Source organism: Arthrobacter sp. SE2, assembly GCF_058244265.1.
The window spans coordinates 85,700-112,380 of record NZ_JBZAYA010000006.1; the positions used below are offsets into that span (position 1 = coordinate 85,700).

Here is a 26,681-nt window from a genome sequence, read left to right on the forward strand (position 1 = left end):
AACAGCTCCTGGGGCGTGGAGGCTTAACCAACGGCTATCGGAGGACGAAACACAATGTTCGCTCGCGTCAGCACGTACCGGCCCGCTCCTGACAGCACGGGAGCGCCTTCAGAAGAAACCGTCAGCCAAGTGCTTGGCCTGCCAGGATGCAAGGGGATCTATTACCTGCTGGGAAAAGAGAACACGTCACTCTCGATAACGCTTTGGGATGACGAGGACGCGCTTGCAGGCAGCCGTCAGGTTACGGACCGTATCCGCTCCGAGACCAGCGCGGAGCAACACATGGAGGTCCTTGGAGTGGACGAATTTGATGTGCTAACCCAGCAGCTTAAGGATTAGGCGTCCGTCTTGAGCAGGATACTTGAGACATGAACGGCATTGTGAGCGCGATCGAGTTTGATCTTGAAACGACTGCAAGCCCGGAGAAGGTGCGCGCCGCGCTCATTGATTTCTCTGAGCGCCGCCCCGGGTTGTGGCCGGGCATTGAGCCTTCCTTGTACGAGGTCTACTCGGTGGGCGAGAGCACTGCGGACGTGCGCGAGGGCAGCAATTCCCCGGGCGGGAAGGTCTGGGCACGCGAGCACTACGACTGGTCCGACCCGCACACCGTGCGCTGGACGGTCCAGGCGAGCAACTTTTCCGCGCCGGGCAGCTACGTGGCGGCCACGGTCGGGCCCGGCGGCGACGGTGGCAGTGTCGTCCACGTCACCTGGGACCGCACCGGCAGCACTGTGATGGGCCGGCTGATCTGCGGGATGATCCGTAGGTCCAAGGGCAAGCCGGTCGCCGCGTCATTCAAGAGGGGCCTGGCATTGCTGGAGAGCGACTAGTCAGCGGACCAGCGACTTGGGCGCGGAACGCGGCCCCTACCTCGGTGCCGGGGGCGTCATGCGTTGGGGCTCACCCCAAAATTTAGCCACCGAGCTGAGGTCTGCGTCTGATGTATTCTCTTATTCCATGGAGTCATGGAATAGCCCTTCGGATGGCGAAAAACTGGAAGTGTTCGATCAGCTCGCCCGCATCGCGAAGGCGATGTCGAACGGCAAGCGACTGGAGTTGGTTGAATTGCTCGCCCAGGGCGAGCAATCAGTTGAGGCCCTTTCCGGGATGCTGGGTCTGGGACTGACGACGGTTTCGGCTCATCTGCAGCAACTCAAGGCTGCGGGGTTGGTCCGAACACGCCGGGTGCGGACGACTATTCTGTACCAACTTGCCGGTGACGACGTTGCCGGGATGTACCTTGCTATCAAACGGGTAGGGATGCTGCGCTCGCCCGCTTTGCGCGAAGCGTTGGCGAACTATCTCTCCTCCGGCGACAACAGCGCCGCGGTCGGGAGGATTGATCCGGCCGCGGTCACTGAGGCCATGGCTGTTATCGACGTCCGGCCACTGCATGAGTTCCAGGCAGGCCATTTTCCCGGGGCGTTGTCCATTCCCCTGGCTGAACTGGAGGAGCGGCACCGCGAGATACCACCCGGGAAGCAGGTGGTGGTCTATTGCCGGGGCGAATTCTGCAAACTGGCCCGGGACGCCGCGGCCTGGCTCTCGGCACGCGGCATCGATGCCATGGCCATGGATGAAGGCGTCATCGAGTGGCGGGCAACGCGTCTGGTGGATCTTGATGCAACTGCGTAAGCCGATGGCGGTATCGGGTGTGCGGATCCGCACTGAAGACGCCTTTCAGGAGACCCTGCAGCGCCGTACTCTGCGGGTGGTCGCGGCGAGCCAGGTTCTGGGCGGGGCCGGACTTGCCGCCGGGGTGACAGTGGGGGCCTTGCTGGCCCAGGACATGCTCGGTGGCGATGGCGCCGCTGGACTTCCCGCAGCATTGTTAACCCTCGGATCGGCCGTGGCCGCATTTCTTGTGGGCACCCTCACCCAGCGGGTGGGCAGGCGGACTGGACTTGGCCTAGGCTTCGCCGCAGGAGCGCTTGGCGCGGTTGGCGTGGTGGCCGCCGCAGTGCTGGGCAGCGTCCCGATGCTGTTTGTTTCGTTGTTCATTTACGGGGCAGGCACGGCAACCAACCTGCAGGCACGCTACGCGGGCACCGATCTGGCTCCGGCCCACAAGCGCGGCACTGCGGTGAGCATTGCCATGGTCTTCACGACCCTCGGCGCCGTCGCCGGACCGAACCTCGTTGGCCCCCTGGGCGGTCTAGCCGAGAGCCTTGGCATCCCTGCCCTGGCCGGGCCGTTCCTCCTGGCTGCTGTTGCGTATGCCGCAGCCGGGGCGGTCCTGTTCGCTTTCCTTCGACCGGATCCCTTCCTGCTCGCGAGGGAGCTCAAAACCTTGGAACCGGCAGCTGGCAGACCGGGGGAGCCGTCGCAAGCCGTCGCCCGCGCCGGCAATGGGATTTACGTGGGGGCCGCGGTCATGGTCCTCACACAGATCGCGATGATCGCGATCATGACAATGACCCCCGTCCACATGCGCTCCCACGGCCACCATCTCTCCGAGGTCGGCCTGGTCATCGGGGTACATATCGGTTCGATGTATCTGCCGTCCCTGTTCACCGGCGTCCTCGTTGACCGCATCGGGCGCATCCCGATGGCCATCGCCTCCGGACTGACCCTGCTCGCCGCCGGACTGACCGCCGCCGTGGCACCTGCCGACTCGCTGGAGCTGCTGATATTGGCGCTGGCGCTGCTGGGCCTGGGCTGGAACTTCGGGCTCATTGCCGGTACCGCACTGGTGGTTGACGGGACCGTTCCGGCCAACCGTGCCCGCGTCCAGGGAACGGTGGACGTTCTGGTCGCCATCGCTGGTGCCGGCGGCGGCGCCATGTCAGGGGTGGTCATGGACCAAACGAGCTATCAGGTCCTTTCGATAGCCGGAGGAGTCCTGTCACTGCTGCTTGTCCCCGTCGTCTTTTGGGTGCGGTCCCAATCGAGGGCCCCCACCGCACAGGCCCGAAGCTGAACCCTCTGGCGGGAGCCTGATGTCGTATGCATTTGCCGTCTTGGTTCCAGGGGACCGCATAGAATTCCCGAAGGACCCAACCAAACGGTCGACCGGAGATAAAAAACGATGCATACCGCACAGGAACAACCCCTTACCCTAGCCAATGCCCTCATCTTCGATGGCTCGTCGCCTGATCTCATCGAAGGCTCCATCGTGTTCCTCGGCGGCCGGGTGGTCGACGTGGGGGATGTTGCGCATCAGGGAAAGGTGGTTGATGCCGGGGGCAGGGTGGTGGTACCCGGTCTGATCGACGCCCACTTCCATGCCTACGCTGTGGGGCTGGGTGGATTTGAGGTGGAGCGCTGCCCGCTGAGCTATGCGGCGTTGGTGGGAGCCAAACGGTTGGGGGCGGCGCTGCGGCGCGGGTTCACCACCGTCCGCGACGTAGCCGGTGGCGACATCGGGCTGGCGAACGCCATCGACGCCGGACTCTTCCCCGCGCCGCGCTATTACTTCACCGGACCGGCCTTCAGCCAGACCGGCGGCCATGGGGATCCCCGCTCGGCCGACGTCGACATCTGCTTCAGCCATGGCCACATGTGTGCCGTGGTGGACGGAACGGACAACCTCCGGCGGGCCGTGCGGGAACGGTTCCGCACGGGCAGCCACGCCATCAAGATCATGGCCTCCGGCGGGGTGGTGTCCTTGACGGATCCGATCCGGCTTCCGCAGTATTCCGCCGAGGAGATTCGTGCGGTGGTGGACGAAGCCACGCGCAGGGGTAGCTACGTGGCGGCGCACGCCTATTCGCCGGAGGCCATCGTGCATTCGGTGGAGAACGGTGTCCGCTCCATTGAGCATGGGAACCTGCTGGACCGTCCGACGGCTGCGCTGATGGCCGGGCACGGGGCATTCCTGGTGCCGACGCTGGCCGCCTACGACGCGATGAACCGGCGCGGCGAGGACCTGGGGCTGAATCCGATCTCGCAGGCCAAGAATGCCGAGGTGCTCTTCGCCGGCAAAGAGGCTATCGGGCTGGCGCTTCAAGCAGGCGTCAAGGTGGGCTTTGGCTCGGACCTGATGGGTGATCTGGAGGATGACCAGTTGGTGGGGGTGCGCCTGCAGATCGAGGCGGCCGGCGTGCTGGAGACGCTGCGGTCGATGACGGCCGTCAATAGCGAGCTCCTGCAGAACCCGGACATCGGGCGCCTCGGGGCGGGTTCCGTGGGAGATTCGGTCCTTCTGGACGGCAATCCTTTTGAGGACCCGTCGGTGCTTTGGGACGAGACGCGGCCGCGGACGGTCATCCAGCATGGGCGCATCGTGGCCTGAGCTGGCCTAGCTGCCGGGACAAGCGGCGAATCTCGTAGTTGTGATCCAGCTCATGTGCTGCTAAATTGAACGTTCATATACACTATTCCCTTTGAAACGCGCTTTAGAAGTGGAAGAAATTTGAACGTTCATATTTCAAATCAAAACCCGGAGATGGCCACCTATCTCCAGCAGTTCGCTGAACCCCAGGGGTATTTGGACTTTGCCCGCTTTGGACCGGTGTCGGCCGCCGTCGCCGGCCAGATGGCTGAATCGGCCCTAACCGTGCATACCCAGGGCGGCGGCGGTTTGCACCAGCTGGAAGCCCTCCAGGGGCAGGCCCGTCGAGCGGCTGCCCGGATGTTGGAGGCGGCCGAATCCGAGGTAGCGTTCGTCAGTTCCACAAGCCATGGGCTGTTCGCGGCGGCCCAGGCGCTGAGCCACCGCTCCGGCGTGGTGCTGGTGCCGCGGTCGGATTTCCCGTCCAACATCTACCCCTGGCTCCGCGCGGCCGAGCGTGGCGGCCCGCAAGTCCGGTGGATTGATGGTCCGGTCACAGCAGACACGATCCGGCCCCTGCTGGATGGGCAGGTCGTCGCCGTCGCAGTCAGCGCCGTCGATTCCTTTACCGGATCTCTGGCGCCGTTGGCGGTGCTCAAGGAAATGATCGGTCCCCGGCGGGTTCTCGTGGTTGACGCCGTGCAGGCCGTGGGGGCCATCGAGTTCGACGTGGAAGCAGCCGACGTGCTGGCCTCCGGCGGGCAGAAATGGCTCCGGTCCGGCTGGGGGGCGGCGGCCTTGATGGTCAGGGATCGCGTGGCAGGGATGCTTGAGCCGGGGTTGGGCGGTTGGTCCGGTGTAGAGGATCCCTTTGACGGCCGGCCGCACCCGCATCCGGCGCTTCCCGGCGCTGCCGCGCATACCCTGACCAACCCGGACCCCGCCGCGGTGGCTGCCTTTGGCGTCGCCGTCGACCTCGTTCTGCGGACGGGCATCCGGCAGATCCACCGTCGGATCACCGAGAGCCTGGCGGCGCTACTGGACACGGCCGAGGCGCACGGGGCACACGTCCGGGATACACGGCCCGGCGGCGGCATCGGCTCCTTCACCATTCCCGGGTCCAAAGCCCGTGGCCTGCACCAAGCCCTTGGACAGGCGGGCCTGACCACCACGCTCCGGGATGGATGGATTCGGCTGTCGCCCCATGCATCCACCGATCCCCAGATTGTCCACGAGTTGGCCAGAGTCCTGGCCAACTACTCCTAGCCGTCCTGACCACCAGGCCGGCCGCTGCCCGATGAGCGGCACAACCACCACCCATAAGGAGATATTCATGGAACACTTTTCCCGCCGCGGCATGCTCCGTTTGACAGGGGCAGGACTGCTCACCTTCGCAGCAGCCGGATCATTGGCCGCCTGTGGGTCCAGCGCTGCAGGCTCCACCGGTGGCGAGGGCGCCACAGGCAAGATCACCGTGTGGAGCTGGACCAGTGCCGCACAGGCCCTGCGCGGCGTCGTCCCCGACTTCGAGAAGAACAACCCGGGCATCACGGTGGACGTCCAGGACATCGGCAACCCCGCCATCTGGGACAAGATTACGGTGGGGATGGCCGCAGGCGGGCAGGGGCTGGCCGATGTCCTGCACATCGGTTGCGACTACCTGCCCGGCTACATGGAAAAGTTCCCGGGCGGCCTGGCCGACCTGGCCAAGTACGGCGCCAACGACCACAAAGCCGATTTTGTCCAGGGCCTCTGGCCCACCGTAACGGGCAAAGACGGCGGCATCTATGCCCTGCCGTGGGAGGTCAACCCGCTGGGCTTCTTCTACCGCGAGGACTTCTTCCAGAACGCGGGCATCGATCCCAAGGCCTTCAAGACCTGGGACGATGTCCTGGCCGCCGGGCCTGCCTTCAAGGCGGCCAACCCTAACGCCGCCATGATCGCGATCGACAAGCCCGCCTCGGGTTCACCGGACCTCGATTTCTTCCAGTCGCTGCTGCAGCTGCAGGGAGAGTTCTACTTCAACCTTGAAGGTCAGATCACCCTTGGCTCCGACAAGGCCGTCGCCGCCATGACTATCATCAAGAAGCTCAACGACGCCGGGCTGGTGGGCGATGCGGCCGGCGAACACGGCTGGAGCCGGCTGGTCGGAGCCAACAAAGTCGGCATCGCCGCCTACCCGGCGTGGGCCGCAGACTATTTGGCCACAAAGTTCCCGGACCAGAAGGGCAAGTGGCGTCTTGCCCAGCCGCCGGCGGTCACAGCAGGCGGCAAGCGGACCGCCATCGTCAACTCGACCAACCTGGGGATTGCGGGATCCAGCCCCAACAAAATGGCAGCATGGAAGTTCATCCAGTACGCGCTGACCACCCCGGCTGCCATGAACACGATGTTCAAATCAGGTGGTGTCTTCCCGGCCTTGACTTCCGCCTACACCGACCCGGTGTTCAGCCAGCCCGAGGCGTTCTACGGTGGCCAGGAGGTGCTGAAGACGTTCACCGGACTGCTGGCCGAGGGCGCCGACGCAACCAACTACTCCGGCGACTACGCTCGCGCACTCAAGCTGGTCAGCGACGCCCAGGTGAAGGTCTTCCTCAAGAACGGTGAACCGGCAACAGTCCTGAAGGACGCTGCGGCACAGCTCGCCCAGCAGACCGGGCGGAAGATAGCATGACCCTAACTCAGACCAGGCCCGCTCCGGCACTCGCGCCAAGCGCCCGCCGGAAGAAGCGCACCACGCGCTGGATGGTGCCGTACCTGCTCTTGCTGCCGGCCTTGTTGACCTTCGCGATCTTCAAGGCGTACCCGATCGTCGCGTCAATGTGGATCAGCCTGACCTCCGGGGCAGGAGCAGCGCGGCATTTCACCGGGCTGGACAACTACCAGCGGTTGCTGTCGGATCCCGTGTTCTGGACGTCGCTGCGGAACACCGGGGAAATCCTGGTGGTCCAGGTTCCGATCATGCTCGGGCTGGCCATCCTCATGGCGCTGGGCATCAACTCGATCTATGTGCGGCTCCGCGTTGTCTGGCGGCTAGGTGTGTTCATGCCGTCCGTAACAGGCCTGGTGGCGACCGGCATCATTTTCTCCTTCCTGCTCAACAAGGACCAGGGTGCTTTGAACTGGCTCCTGTCACTGGTGGGCCTGCCGGGAGTCGACTGGCTGGGCGACCCGGTGTGGGCCCGCATGGCCATAGTCCTGGTCCTGACGTGGCACTACACGGGCTACTACGCCGTCATTTACCTGGCGGGTCTGCAGGGCGTGCCGAAAGAGCTCTACGAAGCCGCCATGACCGACGGCGCGGGGCCCATACGCAGGTTCGTCTCGGTCACCATCCCGCATCTTCGCCCGATCCTGCTGTTCACCGTGGTGCTCTCAACGATCGGCACACTGCAGCTGTTCGACGAGCCGTTCGTCCTCACCAGGGGCGGCCCGGACAACGCCACCATGACAGTGTCGATGTACCTCTACGCCAATGGCTTCAGCTACTTCGACTTCGGCTACGCCTCCGCGATTGCCTACGCACTGACCATCATTGTGGTGGTTCTTGGTGCGCTCCAAATGAAGTTCATGGGAGAGAAAAATGAAGATTAAGGGCCTCCCGAGGACTAAGGGCCTCCCGCTGACGTTGCTGTTGGCGGGCGTGACCGGACTGTCCATCGGCCCGTTCTACTGGCTGATCGTGATGTCCACGCAAAACAGCAACGACATTTTTGCCTGGCCGCCGAAGCTGCTTCCCGGCGCAAACCTGGTGGCGAACCTGATGGTGCTCGACGAAAAGATCGGCTTGGTCCGGGTGGTCGGCAACTCCCTGCTAATCGCTGGCGCCCAGACGCTCGGCGCGCTCATAGTGAGCCTGCTTGCCGGATACGCCTTCGCGAAATTCTCCTTCCGCGGACGGACCGTCCTCTTCGTACTCCTGCTCTCCACCATGGTGGTGCCGGACCAGGTCATGTTAGTGCCGCTCTTCGAAATGATGATGAAATTCGGCCTGATGGACAGCTACCCGTCGGTGATCCTGCCGGGGCTGTGTGTCCCGTTCGGTATCTTCCTCATGCGCCAGGCCTTGGGCAGTATGCCCAATGAGCTGTTGGACGCGGCCAGGGTGGACGGCGCGGGCGAGCTGCGGGTGCTGTGGAACATCGTTGTCCCGGTCATGCGGCCCGTCATGGCGGCACTGTCCGTCTTCCTTTTCCTGGGCACCTGGAACCAGTTCGTCTGGCCGCTTATTACCCTCCGGAGTCCGTCCATGCAGACGCTTCCGGTGGCTCTGGCCTCCCTGCACGGCATGCAGGCCAACACCGATTACGGCGCCATCCTGATGGGGACTGCAGTCTCCACGGTGCCGATGATGATCCTCTTTGTAGTGCTTCAACGACAGTTCATTTCCGGCCTGCTGGCCGGCGCAACCAAAGGATAGAAACATGATTGCACTGTGGGAACCACACGCCCCCCAAGCCGGGGCACTGCCTGAATCGATAGAGCTCGACGGCTTGGCCCTGAACGTCTACGGCGGCGTTGCGGCCGGCCGCCGGATCGCCCCGGGCGTCATGGAAATCGACATCACCGGCGACTCCGACGTGCGACTCGAATGGCGCCTTCCGTGCATCGACGCCGTGGCCTACTGGACCCCCGGCGGTTCCAGCTCGCGCTGGTTGCCTGCGGCATGGGCCAAGCCGCAGTCCAGCACCCTCGCCAACGGATCGACTGTGGGGTCGCTCATCGGCTCGGGAGACAAGGCTATCTGTACCTTCGCCGCGGCCCAGACGATCGCATTGGCCAGCGCGGGCGTCGCCGAGGAATCGGGGGAGTTCCGCATCTGGATCCAGTCACGGGGCCGGTTGACGGTCCGGATCGACGTGTCCGCCCGGCACTACGCCCGGACGTTGGCCGACGTCGCCTCATGGTGGTCCGGAGGGGTTGCCCGGCACGTTCCCGATGCTGCACGGATGCCGGCGTACTCCACCTGGTACTCGATGCACCAAAACATCAGCCCGGCCGCCGTGGAAACGCAATCCGCATTGGCCAAAGACCTTGGGTGCGATGTCATCATTGTCGACGACGGCTGGATGACGGCGGACCGCACGCGCGGATACGGCCACTGCGGCGACTGGGAGCCGCTGTCGCTGCCGGAGACGGGAAAGCACGTCCAGCGGGTCCACGATCAAGGCATGGCCTACATGCTCTGGTATGCATTGCCCTTCATCGGCTGGGACAGTGCGGTATGGGACCAATTCAAACCCTACGCGCTGCGCAATTTGGAACACATGCAGGCCATGGTGGTGGACCCCCGGTACCCGGCAGTACGGGAATACCTGGTGGACCGGCTCGCCCGCGCCGTCGAGGAATGGGGCATGGACGGACTCAAGATCGACTTTGTCGACTGGTTCGCTACACCCGATGCCCCGGTGCCCGGACCCGAGGCCGATTACGAGGAGGTCGCTGATGGCGTCGAACGCCTGCTGGCGGCAATCCACGGCCGCATCACCGCGGCCAACCCGGAGGCCATGGTGGAACACCGCCAGCCCTATGTGAGCCATGGATTGTGGCCGTACGCCTCGATGATCCGTGCCACCGACTGTCCGCTGAGTCCCGCCGAAAACCGCCAGCGCACCGTCGACCTGCGGCTAACCTCCGGACCGCTGGCAGTCCACGCCGACATGCTGATGTGGCATCCGGGCGAAACGCCGGAACAGGTCGGTGTACATCTGATCAATGTGCTTTTCTCGGTGCCGCAGATTTCGGTGGACCTGACCACACAGACAGCCGAACAGCTCGAGGCGCTCAGGTTCTGGCTGGGCCAATTCCGCAGCCACAGGGAGGTCCTTCAATTGGGCCAGTTCGAGCCTGCCCGCCCCGAGCTGGGGTATCCGATGGTGCGGGCCAGCAGCGGGGAAACCGTGGTTGTCGCCAGATACGCTCCGCTGCCCGTCGAGGTGCCGGCCACCGGGTGGACCCGTTTCCTGGTGGCCAACGCCGACCACGACACACGTGTGGTGTTGCTCGGGGACATCCAGGGGCAGCTTCACGCCACGGTGCAGGACGCGCGGGGCCGGACGGTGTCCAGCGGGATGGTATCTTTCGAGCTGAGCATCACGGAGGTCTGCGTGCCCACGGGCGGACTGCTGACCTTGGCCAATCGGACATCTGAGGGTGAATGACAGTTAGAAACAGCCGCGGACGCTCCGGCAGCGGGGTCACCATCGAGGATGTGGCCCGCGTTGCCGGAGTCTCCCGGCAGACCGTTTCCAATGCGCTCAATGCGCCCCACCGCGTGCGCGAGGAAACCCTGAAAAGGGTCACGGCCGTCATTGAGGGCCTGGGCTACCAGCCGGACCAATCAGCGCGGAGTCTCAAGACCGGACTGCGCTACACCATCGGCTACCTGGCGCCAGACGACGACCCATTCAACCCGAACCCGGTGATGGGTGGCTTCCTGACTGCTCTGTGCGATGCCGCGGCGGCGGTGGGCTACAGGGTGCTCCTATTCCGGCCCCAGTCGGCCGTATCGGATCCGCGCAAGGCCTTCGATGACCTGATCGCAGCACGGCAAGTGGATGGATTCGTCCTCTCCGACGTCCTCCTCGAGGATCCGCGGGTGGACCACCTCACTGAACTCGGGTTTCCGTTTGTCGCGTTTGGCCAGACGGGCCCCGGCCGGCCGCAGGATTGGGTTGACGTGGACAATGCCCAGGGGATGTACGACGTCGCTGCCTTGCTGGCGACCCGGGGCCACCGTAGGGTCGGATACATCGGATCATCCACAGGTGTGCCTTGGATGAGCAATCGCTACAAAGGATTTCGCCGCGGTGCCCGCCAATTCGGGCTGGAGGTCGCCACCGTCTTTGAACCGTCGGAGTCCGGAGAAGACCGCGAAGAGCTCACTGCAGCCGTCCGGGGGCTGTTGCAGTCAGCCGAACGTCCAAGTGCATTGGTCGCCGCCGCCGATTTGCTGGCCTTGGCAGCCTATGACGCAGTCCGAGGCGAGGGTCTCGGCGTTGGCGTGGACGTCGCCGTCGTGGGATTCAACGACCTGCCCTTGTGCGGACTGTTGTCACCGCGGCTGACTTCCGTCCGGATGCCGCTGCGGGGCATCGCCAACGAGCTGATCGCCCGGCTGCTGGCTCAGGTGCAGGGCGGGAAGCCTGCCGTGGCAGGCTCGTTGCTGCCTCCGGAGATCATCATCCGCGACAGCATCTAACCGGGACAGGCACCGGGTGGGTGGCCCCCACTGTTCCACGGCTGAAAAATGACCGTCGGGTCCCTCGCAGAGATGAAACGCTGCCGGAGACCGCCGTCGCCAGACCGTTGGCGGGTGCCGTTGGAGATCGGTCTCTACTCGTCTAGGGGGCCGGAATGCCGAGGGGCGGCTTTTCTCGAAGGGTGGAGAGGTAGGCTTCGAACGCCCGTTCGACCCTTTCCACCGAAAGTCTCTCCATCATGGCTTGCATGGCCAGGCCGTCGGTAAGGCCAACTAGGACGTCGGCTTCGGCCGCAACCTCGACGTCGGGGTGGTGCCTCTATGACCCAGCATGACCGTCGTGCATCAGGTCTGCTCGGTGGGCATGATCCAGAGCTCGCGGTGGGCGGTGTTAGGCGTTGTCGTGGGCGAGGTTGCTGGAGAGTTCGCGGTGGGCGTTGGCTTGGTCCTGGAGTTCCTTGGCCCGGGAGTCAAATAGCCCGACTGCGTCGGCGCCGGCGGCGAAGCGCAGCGGTGGCTCTTCCAGTTCGGCGAGTTGGATGAGGGCGTCGGCGAGTTTGGCGGGGTCTCCGCCTTGGAGGCCGTTCATGCCCTTCCACGCCGTGACGGTCTGCTTGGTGCGTTGGGCGTAGTCGGCGATGGTGGATGCGGCGTAGCTCGTGGATTCGGGGGTGAGGAGCTCGGTGCGGAAGAATCCGGGTTCGACGAGCATGGTGCGGATCCCGAAGGGTGCGATTTCGGGGGCGAGGGACTCGGCCCAGCCTTCGATGCCGAACTTGGATGCGGCGTAGGCGGTCAGGAATTCCCCGCCGGCGATGCCGGCGGTCGAGGAGATCGTGACGATCAGGCCCGAGCGCTGGGCGCGCAGGACCGGCAGGGCGGCGCGGGTGACGTTCATGGGCCCGAACATGGTGGTTTCGATCTGTGCCCGGAAGTCCTCGGGGGTGATTTCTTCGAAGAATCCGGCGTAGAAGTTGCCGGCGTTGTTGACGAGCACGTCGATCCGGCCGAAGCGGTCGACGGCGGCCTGCACGGCCGCTTCCGCCTCGGCGGGGTCGGTGACGTCCAGCTTGAGGGCCAGGAGGTTCTCGTTCTTGCCGACGGCCTTGGCGACTTTTTCGGGGTTGCGGCCGGTGGCGACGACCGCGTGGCCGGCGGCCAGGGCTGCCTTCGCGATGTCGGTTCCCATGCCGCGGCCGGCGCCGGTGATGAACCAGACTTTTTTCTCCGTCATGTTTTCCTGCTCTGTGCTGGTTTTCTGTTCAGTCATGGTTCTGTCTTTCCTGGGTTGGGTGTTCCCGGCCGCGCGGGGGAGCGCAGGCCGGGGGTCGTGGATCCACCGGCGGGATCCCCTGCGATGGTGGTTTCGGGAGGCGATGCCGCCCAGCTGGCGAGGAACGCCAGCGCGTTTTCGGACGCGGAGCCAGGCTCCGCGGTGAAGGTGAACAGGGTCTGTCCCTCGTCGCCGGGAAGGTCCAGGGTCTCGAATTGCAGGGACAGGTCCCCGGCGACCGGATGATGGAAGCGTTTGGTCCCGGCGGTGTGGATCCGCACGTCGTGCCCGGCCCACAGCGCAGCGAACAGTGCGCTGCGTGTGGTCAGTTCCCCGACCAGCTCGTTCAACGCCCGGTCGTCGGGATTCCGCCCCGATTCCAAGCGCAACATCGCGACCGTGGTCGCCGCGACCGCGCGCCAATCCGGGTAGAAGTCACCCGCGCCCGGATCGAGGAAGAGATAGCGCGCCTGGTTCGGCAGCCGGGCCGGGTTCCCCGGTCCCGACTCTCCGGCGGGGTTGAGCTGTTCGGCGGAGCTGAACACCGGCTCGTACAGTGCCCGGCCCAGCAGGTTCGCGGCCAGCACGTCCGAACGGCCGTTCTGGACGATGGCGACCGCTCCGGTCATGCCGTCCAGCAGACGCAGCACCCCGGGACGGACCCTTTGCAGCGGTGGCCGGCGTGGCAACCGGCGCGACGGCGCGTTGGCCGTCTTTGCCAGATCCATCAGGTGCGCCCGCTCAGCCTCGTCCAACTGAAGGGCCGATGACACGGCCTCGAGCACAGCGTCAGAGACGCCGCGGACACTGCCGCGCTCCAGGCGGGTGTAGTAATCCGTGCTCACCCCCGCGAGATGCGCCACTTCCTCACGGCGCAAGCCCGGCACTCGGCGAAGGCCCCTGTATGTAGGGATGCCGGCCTGTTCCGGACTGATCTTCGCCCGCCGCGAGATCAGGAATTCACGGATTTCGTCACTTTTATCCACATCCACCACGCTACGCAGCCGCGGCGGCCGGTGGCAGTGTCCATCAGACACCCCCAAACCGGCCCCGACAAGTCAGCCTTGATGTCGATCAGAGACGGGACGCGACCACCCGTGGCGAAAAATTGTGATGACCGGGCTAGCTCCTTAGCTCGTGAGTTTCACCCGACGCACCCGGGTAATGACGGTTGGGCAGGGCAAGGACCTGAGTACGGTGTGGGCGGTCGATCCCAGGAGGAGGCGTTTGAAGCTGCCCCTTCCGCGGCTTCCCAGCACCAGCAATGTGGCGCCGGCGGCGGCGTCCGTGAGTGCTTCCGCCGGTTCGTTGTTGGACACCAGAACCTGATGGACAACCAGGTCGGGGTAGTTTTCGGCCAGGCCGGCAACAGTCTCGGCGAGGATGATTCGTTCTTCCTCCAAGACCGTCTCGGCAACGTCGCTCGCCGGCATCACGCGCTGGATGAGCGGCGGCGCGAGGACGGCGTGAACCACTGTCAGCTCCTGGCTGTCCCTGTCCGCTTCGGCGGCCGCGAAGGAAACTGCTTGCGTTGATTCTTCTGAACCGTCAGCGCCGACCACGATGCCGCGGCGCCCCGTCATGTCCTGCTCCCCGACTACTGCCACAGGGCAGAGGGCGACGGCGGCGATCTGCAGCGCCCTGTCAGCCACAGGTCCTCCAGGCCAGTTGTGGCCGGTTCCGATGACAACCATCGAGGCCCCTTTCGAGTGCTTCCTGAGCGCCTGCCCGGGGCTACCGGAGAACAGCAAGGTCTTCACCTGGACCGACGGCTCCAATTCGCCCGCATATGCGGCGGTTTTGCTCAGCAGCTCGTTTGCCGCGGCCTTGACCACCTCGCCGGAACCGACTGATTCGTCGAGCCATCGACTGTCGACCGCGTGAACGAGCAGCACCGTGAGTTTATGTCGTGCCGCCCGGTCCATCGCCCAAGCCAACGCGGCCCGGCTCGCCTTGGTGTCAACGACGCCCACAACGATTGGTTTTTTCATGCCTCTGTCCGCCTCCATGAATGTGGCTCCCACTTTCGGGATGCTTTGCGCACCATTTTCTGCCCTTTTGGCCAAGGCCGGCAGGGCCGGAAGTCCCGCCGGCGAAGCTCTTGCTGCCGCCGTGACGAGGAACCAAACGCACTCGCGGATCCTAATGCGGTCGTCACTCCGAAGCGGGGCTTTGTGCCCTGTTGCGACAGGCCGACTGGGTCTACCATGCCGGTGTCGAATAGTCTGCACGGAAGGGCTTGAATGATGTCCAGCTATCAGCCTCAGAATCTTCCCCAAGGTGGAGTTCCACTTGAGCTGCCTTACTATGGAGCCCCGCCGATCGAGGCCGTCAAACGATTCTGGAAGAAGTACGCTGTCTTCCACGGGCGGGCAAGCCGCAGTGAGTATTGGTGGTGGTTCCTCGCCTCAGCTATCGTCTCAGGTGTCATCAATGCGGCCGGTGCGACAGGGAACGGCAACACCAGCACCTCGACGGCCCTTGGCGGCCTCTGGTTCCTGGCGACGATCGTGCCTTCGCTCGCCCTGGCTGCACGGCGCCTGCACGACGCGAATCTCAGTGCGTTCTTCTTGTTACTCGCCTTGATCCCGGTGCTCGGATGGATTGCGCTGCTCGTGTTTGTGCTCCTGCCGGCCAATCCCGGGGGTCAGCGCTTCGACCGACCTGTGCAGGCATATCCGCCACCGTATCCGCCGCAGCCATATCCGCCTCAGGCTTGAGGCTCAGGCAATGGCAAAGGATGGTCAACTTTGGCCCGCGTGTGTTCCCACTCATCGAGGAGCCCCGGCAGCCGGGTCATGAGGAACCGGTAGAAGGCCCCCATCTCGTTCACCCTTGCCCTCGCCGCTGATCCTTCCGGGAGGCTTGACACGGTCGAGTCGGCGAGGTCGGCGAGGTGCTCGTAGACGGGGTTCTGGCGGAGCGAGGCGACATACCACGCGTTGTCGGGGAGGGCGTAGCGGTCGCGTCGGCTGCCCGGTTGCGAGACCCGGTGCACGAAGCCGACGGTCTGCAGGTACCGCACGGCGCCGGAGACAGCTGCCGCGCTCGCGCCCAGTATCTCAGAGAGCTCGGCCGCAGTCAGCGAGCCTTCGTCGGAGACCACAAGGGCCATGAGGGCACGGGCCGGCATCTTGGGGAAGCCCGCGGCCGTCAGGACAGCCGCGGATGTCTCGGCGGAGCCGGGCATGCGCTTGCTCCCGGGATCTGTCACGCTGTGCCCACCTCCCGGCGACGCACCGCCACGAGCGAGAGCGCCGTGAGGACTGCGGCAATGCCGAGCATCCAGAAGCCGCCACTCCAGTCGGTCCCGGTGCTTGTGGTGACGGGGGTGTGGGAGAACGGCGAAAGGTCCCGGAGCTTCTGGTCGAGGCCGAGCATGCCGCCGTAGATTCCGAGGACGACGCCCACACCCAGGAACGCCCACGCGGCAGGGATCGTGGCACGGGGCCAGACGACGAACACTGCGGCGGGCACAGCGAGGTAAATGAGTGCCGCGGGGAGCTGGTCGACGGAAGTCTGCCAGACGTCGCCGACGGCGCTTGAGGTGTCTCCGGACGCGAGGAGGGAGAGCCACGCTCCGAGAGCCGTGAACGCCATGACGAGCACGACCGAGACGGCGCCGAGGCCGAGGAAGCTCCCGAGCCAGCGCATCCGGCTCACCGACTCGGCCACGACGGGCTCGGCGGTTCCGGCCACCTCCTCCTGACGGAGGCGAAGGACGGCCTGGAGACCGCACGCTGCGGCAAGGATTCCGGCTACTTCGAATAGTGCCGCAACGAGGAGCTGGGTCATTGATGTGCCCTGTGCCTCGATCATTCCGCGGAGCACGGCTGTGATTTGGGTGTTGGAGGTGATCGAGGACTGTATCGCCGACCCGAGCGAGCCCGTGAGGAGGCCCGTCGCGAGGCCACCGATGCACCAGCCGATGATCGCGCCCTGCTGGAGGCGCAGCGCGAGCGAGAAGCTCCCGCGCAGCCAGGGCCTGGCGTCGGCGCGTCCGGATCGTCCGGCGAACACGCTCGCGCCGACGTCCCGGCGCGCCATGATAGCTACGACGATGGCGGTGCACGCGGCTCCGAGCGCGAGTGGCAGCAGCAGCGGCCACCATCGGTTGCCTGAGTAGGGGAAAGTCTGCTGGCCCCAGCCGATGGGGGAGATCCAGCTCGGCCATGCGGCCGTCATGGTCGTCCCGTCAGGACCGACCTGCCCGGTCGCGTCCCCGAAGCCGCGCAGCAGGTACGCGACCATCACGAGCGCCGACGAGATGCCGTTGGCCCCTCGCGAGGTGCTGAAGACCTCGGAGGCCAACAGGCCCACGCCGAGAAAGGCGAAGCCCACCGCACCCGTCGCGAAGCCAGCCACGAGCGAGCCGGCCGGGTCAAGCCCGCCGGCCATGAAGCCGAGCGCAGTCGCGATGGCTATGAGCACGTTGGCCACGGTGCCGTGAAGGACGGTCGCCCCGAGCGGAGCCCAGCGCCCGGCGGCCGTCGCTGCGATCATCTCACCCCGGCCCGACTCCTCTTCCGCCCGGGTGTGGCGGACGGCCAAGAACGTATTCATGAGTCCGGCGAGGACGCCCAGGAACGCGAAGATCTCGAAGAACGTGAACGAATCGAGCCCCGGACCGCGCGGGAGGCCGCGCAGCACGAGGATCGCAGGCGCCGCAGTCGCGAGCTGCAGCACCTGCGCGCGCGTCGCGTCGTCGCCGAAGGTCTTCGCTATGGCCGCGGCGGCGAACAACGCGAGCATTCCGATCGAGAGGACCCAGACAATCACCTGCCAGCGGTCCCGGCGCAACCGCTGCCGGTACAGGATCCAGAGCGCGCCCATGTCAGGCGCCGGCTGTGGCGGCGCGATGGCGCCGGTGGTGGGTGCCGCCGTCGTCCGCTGCCCGCGGGGCGGGCGGGGTGACCGTGTCGCCATAGTGGCGAAGGAACAGCTCTTCGAGCGACGGGGGCGCGACGAGCAGTCCTTTGACCCTGAGGGTGCCCAGAAGTGGCAGGACCTCGTGGACGCGATCGGAATCGGCACCGAACTTGACCCGCCCGTCGGCCACGGTGAGGTCGTGGACTTGCGAGAGCGTAGCGAGGGCGTGGGTGTCCACGCTGTCCTGCGCGAAAGAGATTTCCGTGCGGGTGAGGTGGCGCAGTGCGTCGAGCGTGCCGCCGTCAACGATCCGGCCGGCGCGGATGATGCTCACGCGGTCGGCGAGCTGTTCGACTTCGGAGAGGATATGGCTCGAGAGCAGTACTGTGGCGCCGTTCTCGTGCACGATCCGCCTTATCTCGCGCGTGAAGACGGCCTCCATGAGCGGATCAAGGCCGCTGGTGGGCTCGTCGAGGAGATACAGCTCGGCGTCCATGACGAGGGCGGAGATGAGCGCCACCTTCTGGCGGTTTCCCTTTGAGTAGGCGCGGCCCTTCTTGCTCGGGTCGAAGTCGAAGAGTTCGCAGAGATGATGCTTGCGCTCCTTGTAGGTGGCTTGGTCGACAGCGCCGTCGCGGAGGCGGGAGAGCAGGTCGATAGCCTCGCCGCCCGAGAGGTTGGGCCAGAGGCTCACATCGCCCGGGATGCTCGCGATGCGTCGGTGAAGTTCGACGGCGTCCGCCCACGGATGCATGCCCAGGACCGTCGCGCTGCCCGACGACGCGCGGGCTAGCCCGAGAAGGATACGCAGCGTGGTGGTCTTCCCTGCGCCGTTAGGCCCGAGGAAGCCGTGGATCTCACCCTCGTGGACCTCAAGGTCGAGGCCGTCGAGCGCCTTGACCCGCCCGAAGTTCTTGTGCAAGCCGACAGTCTGGATGACAGTGTCCATGACGACAAACATACGTAGTTTTCACAAATTTTTGAATGACCGAAAGGCCCTTGTGTTCCGATGCGGTTCGTGCGTTGGACTAGCGGTGCTTGTAGTAGTCCCTCCAGATCAGCCGGTGCACGGGGATGCGGCGGGGCAACGACCTGAGTCCGGGGATGAAGGGCACCAAAGTCAGGAGCAGCGTCAGGATCACCATGGAAAACACAACCAGGACGTCGGCGTTCGGCGATGATTTGAAGGGTTCCACTTGGTAAAGGGCCGAGAAGAGCCACAGCCATGACTGGCCGGGGTAGTTGCCGGTTTCGTTCATCATTCCCCACTGGTCGCCTGTCAGATGCTGGGCGTCGGCGAGGCCGGGGAAGTAGCTGCCGTCGCCGAGGAATAGAATGCTGGCTTTGTAATCGGTGTTGTAGAACGAACCTTTTGCGCTCAGGACCGGATCAAGGGTCCCTTGCTGCGCCATGGCCAGAAGGGCTCCGGTGAGGGCCGGTACCGGGCCGTAGTCGCCGGGCGGAACCTTCGCCGGATCGTTGTCCGGGGCTTTGCCAAGTGCGTCCCCGTACGCGGTGGTCCAGGCGGCGTGTTGCGCGTCGCTTGCCTTGGTCCATTCGTCGATCGCGGCCGGGGGTGTTGGAAGGGCTTGGAGCGGACCGATGACGAAGTCGTTGGCGGTGTCGATCGGGAGCCGCACACCGGAAAGGCTTTGCAGATCGATCGGGCCGAGTTTTTGCGAGGCATCGGGCGTCGAATTGTAGGGTGGTCCATACCCGGCGGTGCCGCTGGTACCGCCAAGTTCGGCCGTGGCTGTTGCCACGAAGTCCGCGGGCTGGGCCTGGGCCCATGACTTGAGCGTCACACTCGGGTCGTCCGGCGAGCTGAAGACCGCGGAGAGGCCGAGAACCAGCAGCCCGACAACGACCACTCCAACAACGAGCTCCTTGAACAGATCGTAGTCGCGCAAGGTGCCGGACCATGGCCTGCTGGCGATGTCGTTTCGTGCGCGCCACGAGGTTGATACTGGGGACTTGGTCATTTCAGGCTCTCGCTCTCGGTGGCCGGGTTTGGTGCCGCCGTGCGCAGCTGGGCGTCAGATGCCGCAGCTTCCAACGGGGGCACTACGCCGTGCATCCGTACGAGCACGACATGGAGGGCGACGACGACGGCGACAGCAAGGGGAAGGAGCGTGATGTGCCACATGAGTATCTGACCTAGATCGGCGACGTTGAACCACGCACCCATACCGACCGCGTTCAGGGCGTCCTTGGCCTGGAAGGCAATCCACTGCGAATCGAAATTTGTTTGAAGAAGGTATCCGGTGAACGCCGTGACGATCGAGACGACAAACGCGAGCATCCCGGTGATCCAGGTGAGCACGCGCCCGCCCCGCCAGGCGGCCATCCAGAACTTGCCCCAGAGGTGGATCACCAGGAACATGAAGAACAGTTCAACGCTCCACAGATGGGTGCTGTTGATGAAACGGCCAAGACCGGAGACATGGAACCAGGTCGGACCATTCAATGCCAATACGACGCCGGATCCAATGATGTAGACGAGGGCGGCAACAGCGCCCATGCCGAAAACGTAAATCCAGGACGATACGTAGCTCGGCTGGCCTTCCGGAAGCAGCTTGTCCGGCGGGAGCCGGCGCAGGGCCCACCCCCGGGCTTTTCCTGTCCAGGTGGAAAAGCGTGGTTCGCCGTCGTCGGCAGTCGAAACCGGGCCGCGGTCGCCGGTCATTTCCGCTTCCTTCCGTGTGGAAACGGAATCACCAAGGCGAGAATGAATAGCACGACCATCGTGGCAATGACCACCAGATTGCCGAATTGGATCAGGAAATCACCCCACTGGAAATAGATTCCGGGCTCCGGCATTCCGGCATCCGCCTGTTGTATTCCGAACATCACGGCCTCTTTCGATGAAAGGCGAACCTCGGGTGGGAAGCCTTCATATGAATGACGCTACAAGCTTGCTGGCCGACACACACGGGTCCAACGGCCCTATTGGATGATGCCGGCCGCGTGCATGCTGGAATGGCCTGGAATGCCGACCATCGAAAGGACCGACCATGTCACCGGATACCGCAAACCCCGTGGAAGTCCTGAACGAGGAAGAATGCTGGAACATCCTTTTGGGCGCGACGTTGGGGCGGTTGGCATTGAGCATCGCCAACGAACCCGAGATCTATCCGATCAACTTCGTCGCCCACGACGGAAAAATCCTCCTCCGCACGAATCCCGGGGAGAAGCTGTTCGCGCTCAGGATCAATGACCACGTTGCGTTGGAGACCGACGGGGTCGGTAGCCAGTCTGTCTGGAGCATCGTGGTTAAAGGCAAGGCACGGCAACTGGAGTCCGGTGCCGAGATTGAAGCCGCCGAAAGGATTCCCCGCCAACAATTGACCTCTACAAGGAAACGGGTTTTCGTTGAGATCGTCCCGACGTCCATCACCGGTAGGCGCATTCACCGGGGACCGGAAAACGACGAGCTGGCCCCTGGCGACTTGTACTGAACACATCTGATTCACAAGGGGCCTGGTTTGGGCCGACGCACCAGCATGACCGGGCAGGTGGCGTGATGAAGCACAGCGTGTGCGGTCGAACCGATGGTGCCCCGGACGAGTCCCCGTCCCTGGGTCCCGACGACGATGATGGAGGCATCTTGAGCCTCCGTCAAAATCGAGCCTGGGATGGACGTGCCGATCGGCGATCTTATTTGGAGATCGAGGTTCGGAATCGTTTCGTGGGCGCTCCGCGCCGCGGAGTCGAGAAGCGCCTGGATCCGGGGTTCCGTTGGGCCTTGAGCCGAGGTGCCCGTTTCAGGGATGGGGCGCGGAATCCAGTGTTTCTTCTGGACGTGCACCATTCGAAGGGCTGCACCGGCCAACGCGGCGAGGTTGCAGGCATGCCGGAGCGGTAGTTCCCAATCGTCGAAGTCGACGCCGACTACAACTGGACCGCCCGGGCGTTCTCCGCCACGGATGACAACGACGGGGCAATCGGCCGTCGCCGCGAGTTCCAAGCTGACCGAGCCGATCAGCAGTCCCATGAAACCCCCCGCGCCCCTGGTTCCGACGACCAGCAATGCGGCGCCGGAAGAGAGAGTCCTGAGGTGTTCGGCAGGCCACCCATAGAACAGCGTCGTCTTGACAGCCAATCCAGGAACCTCATCGTGGACCCGTTCCACGCCCTCGGCCAGGATGTCCTCGGCCGCACGTCGCAAACCGCTGCCTTCGACGCCCGGTACGGGACCCAGCTCGCGGGTGATTGCCGGCCACAACGTGCTGTGGACCACGCGTAGTCCGCAGTTCCGCTCAGCCGCCTGCCGGGCAGCCCAACGGACTGCCGGGACGGCTGCTGCGGACCCGTCGTAGCCAACGATGATTTCTGCCGCGGTCTCCATGGTCTCCTTGCCCGTGAGGGTGCTTGAACGTGGAATGGCTCCGGGCTCACTCCAGATGCACGTGGCGTCCGGTGACCCTGTGGGCCTGGATCCGGATGAAGAGATTCCGCGTTCCGCCGGCCCACGGCTCCGACATGGCCTTTCCCCATAGCCTGGTCAGCAGATCCTTGTCCTCAACACGGGACGAAGCCCCGCTGACGAGCACAGACCAACCTTCGCTGCGATCGGCACGTGAATCGTCGATCTGAAAGGACGACCCGAGCGAAGGGACTGCCTCCGCGATCGATCCATCCCCGGCCGTGCGGAAGTATATGGACTCGCCGTCGACCAGATAGTTCACGGGCAGGATCACCACCAGTCCTTGCTGAACAAAGCCGAAACGGCCGGTGGTGTTTGAGCGCAGGAGATCCCAGCACTGTTCCTGGCTGAGTTCTTCCGCAACGTGCAGTCCGCCGTCAACGCGGCCTGCGTCCATGCTGGGGAGTGACATGTCTGCTCCTATGTCGTCTAGCTCTATTCCTTGTTCGGCACACGATCGCGGGTACGGAGACCTGCAACTCCCTGCAGCCTATTGAGCGCCCTTCTCCTGCTGTAGGGCCAAAAGGCCCGGCGGTGTGACTAAATACCCTGTGGGAGGGGCCGGAAACGAGCGACACTGGACGCCGGCGCTGGAACCGGTGAAGGGCTTCGATAGCGAGGATTCCTCCGAGCGCGCTTCCAAGTGCCGTCAGCAGGCCGAAGCTGCAGCCCACGATCGCGTTGAACAGCGTCAGAACGTTCGCCCGGAAGATCTGCCACAGCGGTCTGCTTGGAGTGTCGGAAACGGTGTTGGCCAGTCCTGCTTCCGTTCGGGCCATGACCTCAGCGCTGGACAACCCGAGTTCGATAGGGGAGCGGGTCCCGTAAGCGCCGGGATGGTTCAGGGCTGGATGCTGGGTCACATGATTCTTTCCTGGAGACTTGATGCCTTTCGCACAGACGTTAGGGACGGGGCGGTGTCCAGGCCCAGTCCCGGATTTCCGGGAGGTCTTCGAAATGCTCGCGGATATATCGCGCATGGGCATCCAGCTGCCTGCGGCAGAGGTCGACAAGCTCAGCCGCGCCCGTGACCTGGCGGTGAACGCGTCGCAGCGCTTCGACGACCAAGTGGTATCGGCTCATCTTGTTCAGGACCACCATGTCAAAGGGAGTGGTGGTGGTTCCCTGTTCGTTGTAGCCGCGGACGTGGAACCGTTCCGGGCGGGGCCTCCCATGCAGGAGCTGGTGCAAGGCCCGGGCGTAGCCGTGCCAGGCCATGATGACTTCTCCGTCGGCTGTGAACAGTTCTTCGAACTTTTCATCGGACAGCCCGTGGGGGTGGGTGTCGCGGGGCGGAAGGACCATGGCATCCATGATGTTGACGACGCGGACCGTGAGTTCAGGGAGATGTTTTTGCAGTAACCAGGCTGCGGCAAGTGTCTCTTCGGTGGGGATGTCCCCGGCACAGGCCATGACGACGTCGGGTACGGCCCGGGAGCCGTCCGGCTCCTCGTTCCCGGCCCACGACCAGCTGGACGCTCCTGCCGCGGCGTGACGCCTTGCCTCCTCCAGCGTCAGGTATTGCGGGTGCGGTTGTTTGTCAACTACCACCAGGTTCACGTAGTCCTTGCTCCGCAGTATGTGTTCGGCGGTGACCAGGAGGGTGTTGGCGTCCGGAGGCAGGTAGACGCGGGTGACGGTTCCAGACAGGGACAGCACAGTGTCAATCAGGCCGGGTCCCTGATGGCTGAAGCCGTTGTGGTCGTTGCGCCAGCAGGTGGAGGTCAGGAGGATGTTCAGGCTCGGTACGGGTGCGCGCCATTCAAGTTCCCTCGCGTGCTGGAGCCATTTGGCGTGTTGGATGGTCATCGACGCACTGACCATTGCGAAGGCCTCATAGCTGGCAAAGAGTCCATGGCGGCCTGTGAGCAGGTAACCCTCCAGCCAGCCCTGGCACAAATGCTCGGAGAGGACTTCCATGACCCTGCCTTGCGCCGAGACGTGGTCTTCAGCAAGGGCATGCTCACCGTCCCTGGCAGGTTCCAGAAGGCAGCGGTCGGTGGCCTGGAAGACAGCCCCGAGCCGGTTACTGTTGGTTTCGTCCGGGCAGAAGAGCCGGAACCGGGGATCGGTGGCCGTCGCGATGTAGATGTCCCGGAGCAGTTCCCCCAGCGGCCTGGTGGTTTCGTGGACGATCGACCCCCGCGGGACCGCCGGTACCGCGTACCGTTCCAGGTCGGGGATCTCAAGGGCAGCCCCGGTCCCGCCCCGGCCCGCACGGGCTGCACCCATGCGGAGGCTGCCCGCCGGGGCAAGTGCGGCCAACTCGGGGACGAGCCGGCCTGTGCTGTCGAAGAGGGTTTCCGGCCTGTAGGAGCGCATCCAGGCCTCAAGCTGCGCCAGGTGGTCGGGATTCTCGCGAACGCTTGCCAGAGGTACTTGGTGGGAACGAAAGGTTCCTTCGACGGGGAGCCCGTCCACCATGGCCGGCCCGGTCCATCCTTTGGGCGTTCGCAAGATGATGGCGGGCCAGTGTGCCGGGCCGTGCACGCCCTGGCTGCGCGCCTTGGATTGCAGTTCGCGGATTCGCCCATAAGACTCGTCCATCGCGGTGGCCAAGGCGCGGTGAACTAGCAACGGATCCTCGCCGGAGACGGTCACCGGGTCCCAGCCGTGGGCCTTGAGCAGCGCTTCCACGTCCTCGTTGGTTCTCCGGCCCAGGACGGTTGGGCCGGAGATCTTGTGCCCGTTCAGATGCAGTATCGGCAGCACGGCACCGTCCCGGGCCGGGTTGAGGAAAGATGGTGCTTTCCATGATGCTTCCAATGGGCCGGTCTCGGCTTCGCCGTCGCCGATAACGCAGGCGACAATCAGTCCGGGGTTGTCCATGGCGGCGCCTGTGGCGTGCATCAAGGAGTAGCCAAGCTCGCCTCCCTCGTGGATGGAACCAGGAGTGGCTGGGCCGACGTGGCTCGATACCCCGCCCGGAGTTGAAAATTGCCGGACAAGTCTCCGGAGCCCCGGGAGGTCCATCCCCACTTTGGGATAGATCTCCGAGTATGTGCCTTCAAGATAGATATTGGCGACGACGGCGGGCCCACCGTGGCCGGGACCCGCAACGAAGAGCACATCGGCGGAGGTTCGCCTGATCAGGCGGTTCAAGTGGGCGTAGATCAGCGACAATCCAGGGCTGGTTCCCCAGTGTCCTAACAGCCGTGGTTTGATGTGGCTTGGCAGCAAGGGTCCCCGCAGCAGCGGGTTTTCCTGAAGGTAGATCTGGGCAACAGTGAGGTAATTTGCCGCGAACCAATACCGGTTCAGCGGCTCAAAGTCCTCGCCGGCAGCTTCATAGCCTGCTGTTTCCATGGGGTAGCCTCTTCCGGGTTCGACGGCACGCTGAAGGCACGCGTTACTGGTGCCTGGGCTGCTTGGTCTTCACAGTGCTGGTCTTCACGGTGCTGGTCTTCACGGTGCCAGAGACCCGGCGGTGCGGTTAGGGCCATAGGGCCCTAGAGGTTCCGAATCGTTTGATCGTTCGAAAGGACGACGGCGGCTGTCGCCTCCGCGATTGCGCGTTCCTCGTCACTGGGGACAACCAGGACGGGAAACATTGATCCGTCCGTGCTGATGGTGCGGATGCCTGAGCCTCCGGCATGGTTCCTGTCCTCGTCGACGTAAATGCCAAGCGGACCGAGCATCGACATCACCCGTGACCTGAACTGACCGGAATGCTCACCGATACCGCCGGTGAAGACCAAGGCCTCGGCTCCGCCGACAACCATGTTGTAGGCCGCGATGTATTTGGCCAGGCGGTATGCGGCCATGTCAGAGGCGAGGACAGCCCTGGGATCCCCGAGTTGCGCTGAGTCTTGCACTGTGCGCATGTCGGCTGATCCGGCCACGCCCAGCAGGCCGGACTCATGGTTGAGGAGCCGGTCCACCTCATCCAGGCTGAGGCCGCGGCGCTGCAACAGCGTGACAATGGACGGATCAAGATCGCCCGAGCGGGTGCCCATGACCAGCCCTTCCAGGGGGGTCATGCCCATTGATGTGTCGGCGCTGCGGCCGTTCTTGACGGCGGTCACAGAAGCGCCATTGCCAAGATGCGCCACGACAGTATTCAGTGAAGACACCGGGACTCCGATGAACGCCGCGGCCTCGCGGCAGGCGATCTCGACGGAGATCCCGTGAAAGCCGTAGCGCCGGATCCCGTATCTCGTATACAGGTCCTCCGGAATGGCGTAGCGCGAGGCGTATCCGGGCATGGTGTGGTGGAAGGCTGTGTCGAAGACGGCTACCTGTGGTGTGCCAGGCCACCGGGCGTCGGCCGCGTGCATGCATGCCACACTTGCTGCGTTGTGGAGCGGGGCCAACTCGCCCAGTTCCTCGATAGCCGCCATCACGTCCAACGTCACGCGGACCGGGGAGCTGAAGTGTTCCCCGCCATGCACCACCCGATGACCGATGGCATCGAGGCCGGTACCACCGGAAGAGTGCGGGACTGCCGCGTCAATCACATCGAATACGTTGCCAAGGAAGACGGGACCCAGACTGCCCTCCGGTGATCCATCAACGACTCGATCCAGCAGGATGTCCGGCTTCGTTCCGGGTGCTCCGATGCGCCGCAGCTGGTACTTCAAGGAAGAGGAACCCGGATTCAGTACCAGGATCAGCATGCCGAAGCCCTTTCACGACGATCACACAGCACAGTGCCACAAGACGTGTCACCCTCGAGGACCATAACCCTGCATCCCCGTCA

Annotated in this window: 26 protein-coding genes and 1 pseudogene; 13 read left to right on the forward strand and 14 right to left on the reverse strand. The window is 64.5% G+C overall.

Features of this window, described 5'->3' with window-relative positions:
• The first annotated feature begins 54 nt into the window (after positions 1-54).
• The 11 genes from AC4CS3_RS10270 (at position 55) to AC4CS3_RS10320 (ending at position 11,414) form a co-directional block, all read left to right on the forward strand.
• Positions 55-339 (forward strand): hypothetical protein, encoded by a 285-nt coding sequence (locus tag AC4CS3_RS10270; RefSeq protein ID WP_490783362.1) that lies wholly within the window; start codon positions 55-57, stop codon positions 337-339.
• A gap of 29 nt (positions 340-368) precedes the next feature.
• Positions 369-830, forward strand: a complete 462-nt coding sequence (locus AC4CS3_RS10275) for a hypothetical protein (RefSeq protein WP_490783363.1) — start codon at positions 369-371, stop codon at positions 828-830.
• A 127-nt stretch (positions 831-957) separates the two neighbouring features.
• Entirely contained in the window at positions 958-1,635 is a 678-nt protein-coding gene (locus AC4CS3_RS10280) for an ArsR/SmtB family transcription factor (RefSeq protein WP_490783364.1), read from the forward strand.
• Positions 1,622-2,920 carry an MFS transporter gene (locus AC4CS3_RS10285; protein WP_490783365.1) on the forward strand — a complete coding sequence of 433 codons (1,299 nt, stop codon included), beginning with the start codon at positions 1,622-1,624 and terminating at the stop codon, positions 2,918-2,920. The genes AC4CS3_RS10280 and AC4CS3_RS10285 overlap by 14 nt, the downstream gene beginning before the upstream one ends.
• Before the next feature lie 108 nt (positions 2,921-3,028).
• On the forward strand, positions 3,029-4,234 hold the full coding sequence (locus AC4CS3_RS10290; protein WP_490783366.1) for a metal-dependent hydrolase family protein: 1,206 nt from the start codon (positions 3,029-3,031) through the stop codon (positions 4,232-4,234).
• 153 nt (positions 4,235-4,387) lie between these two features.
• Complete coding sequence (locus AC4CS3_RS10295) at positions 4,388-5,479, forward strand: aminotransferase class V-fold PLP-dependent enzyme (protein ID WP_490783367.1); 1,092 nt, start codon at positions 4,388-4,390, stop codon at positions 5,477-5,479.
• Positions 5,480-5,546: 67 nt separating this feature from the next.
• A complete protein-coding gene (locus AC4CS3_RS10300) occupies positions 5,547-6,887 on the forward strand; it encodes an ABC transporter substrate-binding protein (protein ID WP_490783368.1) in 1,341 nt (446 codons plus the stop codon).
• Complete coding sequence (locus AC4CS3_RS10305; RefSeq protein WP_490783369.1) at positions 6,884-7,807, forward strand: carbohydrate ABC transporter permease; 924 nt, start codon at positions 6,884-6,886, stop codon at positions 7,805-7,807. The genes AC4CS3_RS10300 and AC4CS3_RS10305 overlap by 4 nt, the downstream gene beginning before the upstream one ends.
• The gene (locus AC4CS3_RS10310; protein WP_490783370.1) at positions 7,797-8,633 is read left to right on the forward strand and encodes a carbohydrate ABC transporter permease; all 837 of its coding nucleotides are present in this window, start codon (positions 7,797-7,799) and stop codon (positions 8,631-8,633) included. Before AC4CS3_RS10305 ends, AC4CS3_RS10310 begins: the two co-directional genes overlap by 11 nt.
• Positions 8,634-8,637: 4 nt before the next feature.
• A complete protein-coding gene (locus tag AC4CS3_RS10315; protein ID WP_490783371.1) occupies positions 8,638-10,374 on the forward strand; it encodes a glycoside hydrolase family 36 protein in 1,737 nt (578 codons plus the stop codon).
• Positions 10,371-11,414, forward strand: coding sequence for a LacI family DNA-binding transcriptional regulator (locus AC4CS3_RS10320; protein WP_490783372.1), 1,044 nt, complete (start codon positions 10,371-10,373; stop codon positions 11,412-11,414). Before AC4CS3_RS10315 ends, AC4CS3_RS10320 begins: the two co-directional genes overlap by 4 nt.
• Positions 11,415-11,556: 142 nt before the next feature.
• Here the strand turns inward: AC4CS3_RS10320 and AC4CS3_RS10325 are convergent.
• The 4 genes and pseudogenes from AC4CS3_RS10325 to AC4CS3_RS10340 form a co-directional block, all read right to left on the reverse strand.
• A pseudogene (locus AC4CS3_RS10325) lies at positions 11,557-11,715 on the reverse strand (hypothetical protein); the annotation flags it as partial.
• Positions 11,716-11,805: 90 nt separating this feature from the next.
• Complete coding sequence (locus AC4CS3_RS10330; RefSeq protein WP_490783373.1) at positions 11,806-12,684, reverse strand: SDR family oxidoreductase; 879 nt, start codon at positions 12,682-12,684, stop codon at positions 11,806-11,808.
• Positions 12,681-13,673 carry a helix-turn-helix transcriptional regulator gene (locus tag AC4CS3_RS10335; protein ID WP_490783374.1) on the reverse strand — a complete coding sequence of 331 codons (993 nt, stop codon included), beginning with the start codon at positions 13,671-13,673 and terminating at the stop codon, positions 12,681-12,683. The genes AC4CS3_RS10330 and AC4CS3_RS10335 overlap by 4 nt, the downstream gene beginning before the upstream one ends.
• A 144-nt stretch (positions 13,674-13,817) precedes the next feature.
• Entirely contained in the window at positions 13,818-14,678 is an 861-nt protein-coding gene (locus AC4CS3_RS10340; RefSeq protein ID WP_490783375.1) for a universal stress protein, read from the reverse strand.
• Between the two features lie 255 nt (positions 14,679-14,933).
• Between AC4CS3_RS10340 and AC4CS3_RS10345 the strand changes: the two genes are divergently transcribed.
• Positions 14,934-15,407: a DUF805 domain-containing protein gene (locus tag AC4CS3_RS10345; protein ID WP_490783376.1), complete on the forward strand. Its 474-nt coding sequence runs from the start codon at positions 14,934-14,936 to the stop codon at positions 15,405-15,407.
• Here AC4CS3_RS10345 and AC4CS3_RS10350 read toward each other — a convergent pair.
• The 6 genes from AC4CS3_RS10350 to AC4CS3_RS10375 all read right to left on the reverse strand — a co-directional run bounded on the left by AC4CS3_RS10350 (position 15,398) and on the right by AC4CS3_RS10375 (position 20,406).
• Positions 15,398-15,901 (reverse strand): GbsR/MarR family transcriptional regulator, encoded by a 504-nt coding sequence (locus AC4CS3_RS10350; protein ID WP_490783377.1) that lies wholly within the window; start codon positions 15,899-15,901, stop codon positions 15,398-15,400. The two genes, AC4CS3_RS10345 and AC4CS3_RS10350, sit on opposite strands and share 10 nt — an antisense overlap.
• Entirely contained in the window at positions 15,898-17,613 is a 1,716-nt protein-coding gene (locus AC4CS3_RS10355) for an ABC transporter permease (RefSeq protein WP_490783378.1), read from the reverse strand. Before AC4CS3_RS10355 ends, AC4CS3_RS10350 begins: the two co-directional genes overlap by 4 nt.
• Positions 17,522-18,505 (reverse strand): ABC transporter ATP-binding protein, encoded by a 984-nt coding sequence (locus AC4CS3_RS10360; RefSeq protein WP_490783379.1) that lies wholly within the window; start codon positions 18,503-18,505, stop codon positions 17,522-17,524. Before AC4CS3_RS10360 ends, AC4CS3_RS10355 begins: the two co-directional genes overlap by 92 nt.
• 79 nt (positions 18,506-18,584) lie before the next feature.
• On the reverse strand, positions 18,585-19,538 hold the full coding sequence (locus AC4CS3_RS10365) for a hypothetical protein (RefSeq protein WP_490783380.1): 954 nt from the start codon (positions 19,536-19,538) through the stop codon (positions 18,585-18,587).
• Positions 19,535-20,242 (reverse strand): cytochrome b N-terminal domain-containing protein, encoded by a 708-nt coding sequence (locus AC4CS3_RS10370; protein ID WP_490783381.1) that lies wholly within the window; start codon positions 20,240-20,242, stop codon positions 19,535-19,537. Before AC4CS3_RS10370 ends, AC4CS3_RS10365 begins: the two co-directional genes overlap by 4 nt.
• A complete protein-coding gene (locus AC4CS3_RS10375) occupies positions 20,239-20,406 on the reverse strand; it encodes a hypothetical protein (protein ID WP_490783382.1) in 168 nt (55 codons plus the stop codon). Before AC4CS3_RS10375 ends, AC4CS3_RS10370 begins: the two co-directional genes overlap by 4 nt.
• Before the next feature lie 164 nt (positions 20,407-20,570).
• Between AC4CS3_RS10375 and AC4CS3_RS10380 the strand changes: the two genes are divergently transcribed.
• A complete protein-coding gene (locus AC4CS3_RS10380) occupies positions 20,571-21,014 on the forward strand; it encodes a pyridoxamine 5'-phosphate oxidase family protein (RefSeq protein WP_490783383.1) in 444 nt (147 codons plus the stop codon).
• Between the two features lie 11 nt (positions 21,015-21,025).
• Here AC4CS3_RS10380 and AC4CS3_RS10385 read toward each other — a convergent pair whose 3' ends face one another.
• From AC4CS3_RS10385 to AC4CS3_RS10400, 4 genes are all read right to left on the reverse strand, one after another.
• Positions 21,026-21,904: a universal stress protein gene (locus AC4CS3_RS10385; RefSeq protein WP_490783384.1), complete on the reverse strand. Its 879-nt coding sequence runs from the start codon at positions 21,902-21,904 to the stop codon at positions 21,026-21,028.
• A gap of 46 nt (positions 21,905-21,950) precedes the next feature.
• Positions 21,951-22,394, reverse strand: a complete 444-nt coding sequence (locus tag AC4CS3_RS10390) for a pyridoxamine 5'-phosphate oxidase family protein (protein ID WP_490783385.1) — start codon at positions 22,392-22,394, stop codon at positions 21,951-21,953.
• A gap of 491 nt (positions 22,395-22,885) precedes the next feature.
• Positions 22,886-25,288, reverse strand: a complete 2,403-nt coding sequence (locus tag AC4CS3_RS10395) for a phosphoketolase family protein (RefSeq protein WP_490783386.1) — start codon at positions 25,286-25,288, stop codon at positions 22,886-22,888.
• A 143-nt stretch (positions 25,289-25,431) separates the two neighbouring features.
• The gene (locus AC4CS3_RS10400; protein ID WP_490783387.1) at positions 25,432-26,598 is read right to left on the reverse strand and encodes an acetate/propionate family kinase; all 1,167 of its coding nucleotides are present in this window, start codon (positions 26,596-26,598) and stop codon (positions 25,432-25,434) included.
• Positions 26,599-26,681 lie beyond the last annotated feature (83 nt).

Bases quoted from the DNA above. Each gene is read 5' to 3' on its own strand.
- AC4CS3_RS10270 (WP_490783362.1), top strand. From the start codon at position 55: ATGTTCGCTCGCGTCAGCACGTACCGGCCCGCTCCTGACAGCACGGGA.
- AC4CS3_RS10275 (WP_490783363.1), top strand. From the start codon at position 369: ATGAACGGCATTGTGAGCGCGATCGAGTTTGATCTTGAAACGACTGCA.
- AC4CS3_RS10280 (WP_490783364.1), top strand. From the start codon at position 958: ATGGAGTCATGGAATAGCCCTTCGGATGGCGAAAAACTGGAAGTGTTC.
- AC4CS3_RS10285 (WP_490783365.1), top strand. From the start codon at position 1,622: ATGCAACTGCGTAAGCCGATGGCGGTATCGGGTGTGCGGATCCGCACT.
- AC4CS3_RS10290 (WP_490783366.1), top strand. From the start codon at position 3,029: ATGCATACCGCACAGGAACAACCCCTTACCCTAGCCAATGCCCTCATC.
- AC4CS3_RS10295 (WP_490783367.1), top strand. From the start codon at position 4,388: ATGGCCACCTATCTCCAGCAGTTCGCTGAACCCCAGGGGTATTTGGAC.
- AC4CS3_RS10300 (WP_490783368.1), top strand. From the start codon at position 5,547: ATGGAACACTTTTCCCGCCGCGGCATGCTCCGTTTGACAGGGGCAGGA.
- AC4CS3_RS10305 (WP_490783369.1), top strand. From the start codon at position 6,884: ATGACCCTAACTCAGACCAGGCCCGCTCCGGCACTCGCGCCAAGCGCC.
- AC4CS3_RS10310 (WP_490783370.1), top strand. From the start codon at position 7,797: ATGAAGATTAAGGGCCTCCCGAGGACTAAGGGCCTCCCGCTGACGTTG.
- AC4CS3_RS10315 (WP_490783371.1), top strand. From the start codon at position 8,638: ATGATTGCACTGTGGGAACCACACGCCCCCCAAGCCGGGGCACTGCCT.
- AC4CS3_RS10320 (WP_490783372.1), top strand. From the start codon at position 10,371: ATGACAGTTAGAAACAGCCGCGGACGCTCCGGCAGCGGGGTCACCATC.
- AC4CS3_RS10330 (WP_490783373.1), bottom strand. From the start codon at position 12,684: ATGACTGAACAGAAAACCAGCACAGAGCAGGAAAACATGACGGAGAAA.
- AC4CS3_RS10340 (WP_490783375.1), bottom strand. From the start codon at position 14,678: ATGAAAAAACCAATCGTTGTGGGCGTCGTTGACACCAAGGCGAGCCGG.
- AC4CS3_RS10345 (WP_490783376.1), top strand. From the start codon at position 14,934: ATGTCCAGCTATCAGCCTCAGAATCTTCCCCAAGGTGGAGTTCCACTT.
- AC4CS3_RS10355 (WP_490783378.1), bottom strand. From the start codon at position 17,613: ATGGCGACACGGTCACCCCGCCCGCCCCGCGGGCAGCGGACGACGGCG.
- AC4CS3_RS10360 (WP_490783379.1), bottom strand. From the start codon at position 18,505: ATGGACACTGTCATCCAGACTGTCGGCTTGCACAAGAACTTCGGGCGG.
- AC4CS3_RS10365 (WP_490783380.1), bottom strand. From the start codon at position 19,538: ATGACCAAGTCCCCAGTATCAACCTCGTGGCGCGCACGAAACGACATC.
- AC4CS3_RS10370 (WP_490783381.1), bottom strand. From the start codon at position 20,242: ATGACCGGCGACCGCGGCCCGGTTTCGACTGCCGACGACGGCGAACCA.
- AC4CS3_RS10375 (WP_490783382.1), bottom strand. From the start codon at position 20,406: ATGTTCGGAATACAACAGGCGGATGCCGGAATGCCGGAGCCCGGAATC.
- AC4CS3_RS10380 (WP_490783383.1), top strand. From the start codon at position 20,571: ATGTCACCGGATACCGCAAACCCCGTGGAAGTCCTGAACGAGGAAGAA.
- AC4CS3_RS10385 (WP_490783384.1), bottom strand. From the start codon at position 21,904: ATGGAGACCGCGGCAGAAATCATCGTTGGCTACGACGGGTCCGCAGCA.
- AC4CS3_RS10390 (WP_490783385.1), bottom strand. From the start codon at position 22,394: ATGTCACTCCCCAGCATGGACGCAGGCCGCGTTGACGGCGGACTGCAC.
- AC4CS3_RS10395 (WP_490783386.1), bottom strand. From the start codon at position 25,288: ATGGAAACAGCAGGCTATGAAGCTGCCGGCGAGGACTTTGAGCCGCTG.
- AC4CS3_RS10400 (WP_490783387.1), bottom strand. From the start codon at position 26,598: ATGCTGATCCTGGTACTGAATCCGGGTTCCTCTTCCTTGAAGTACCAG.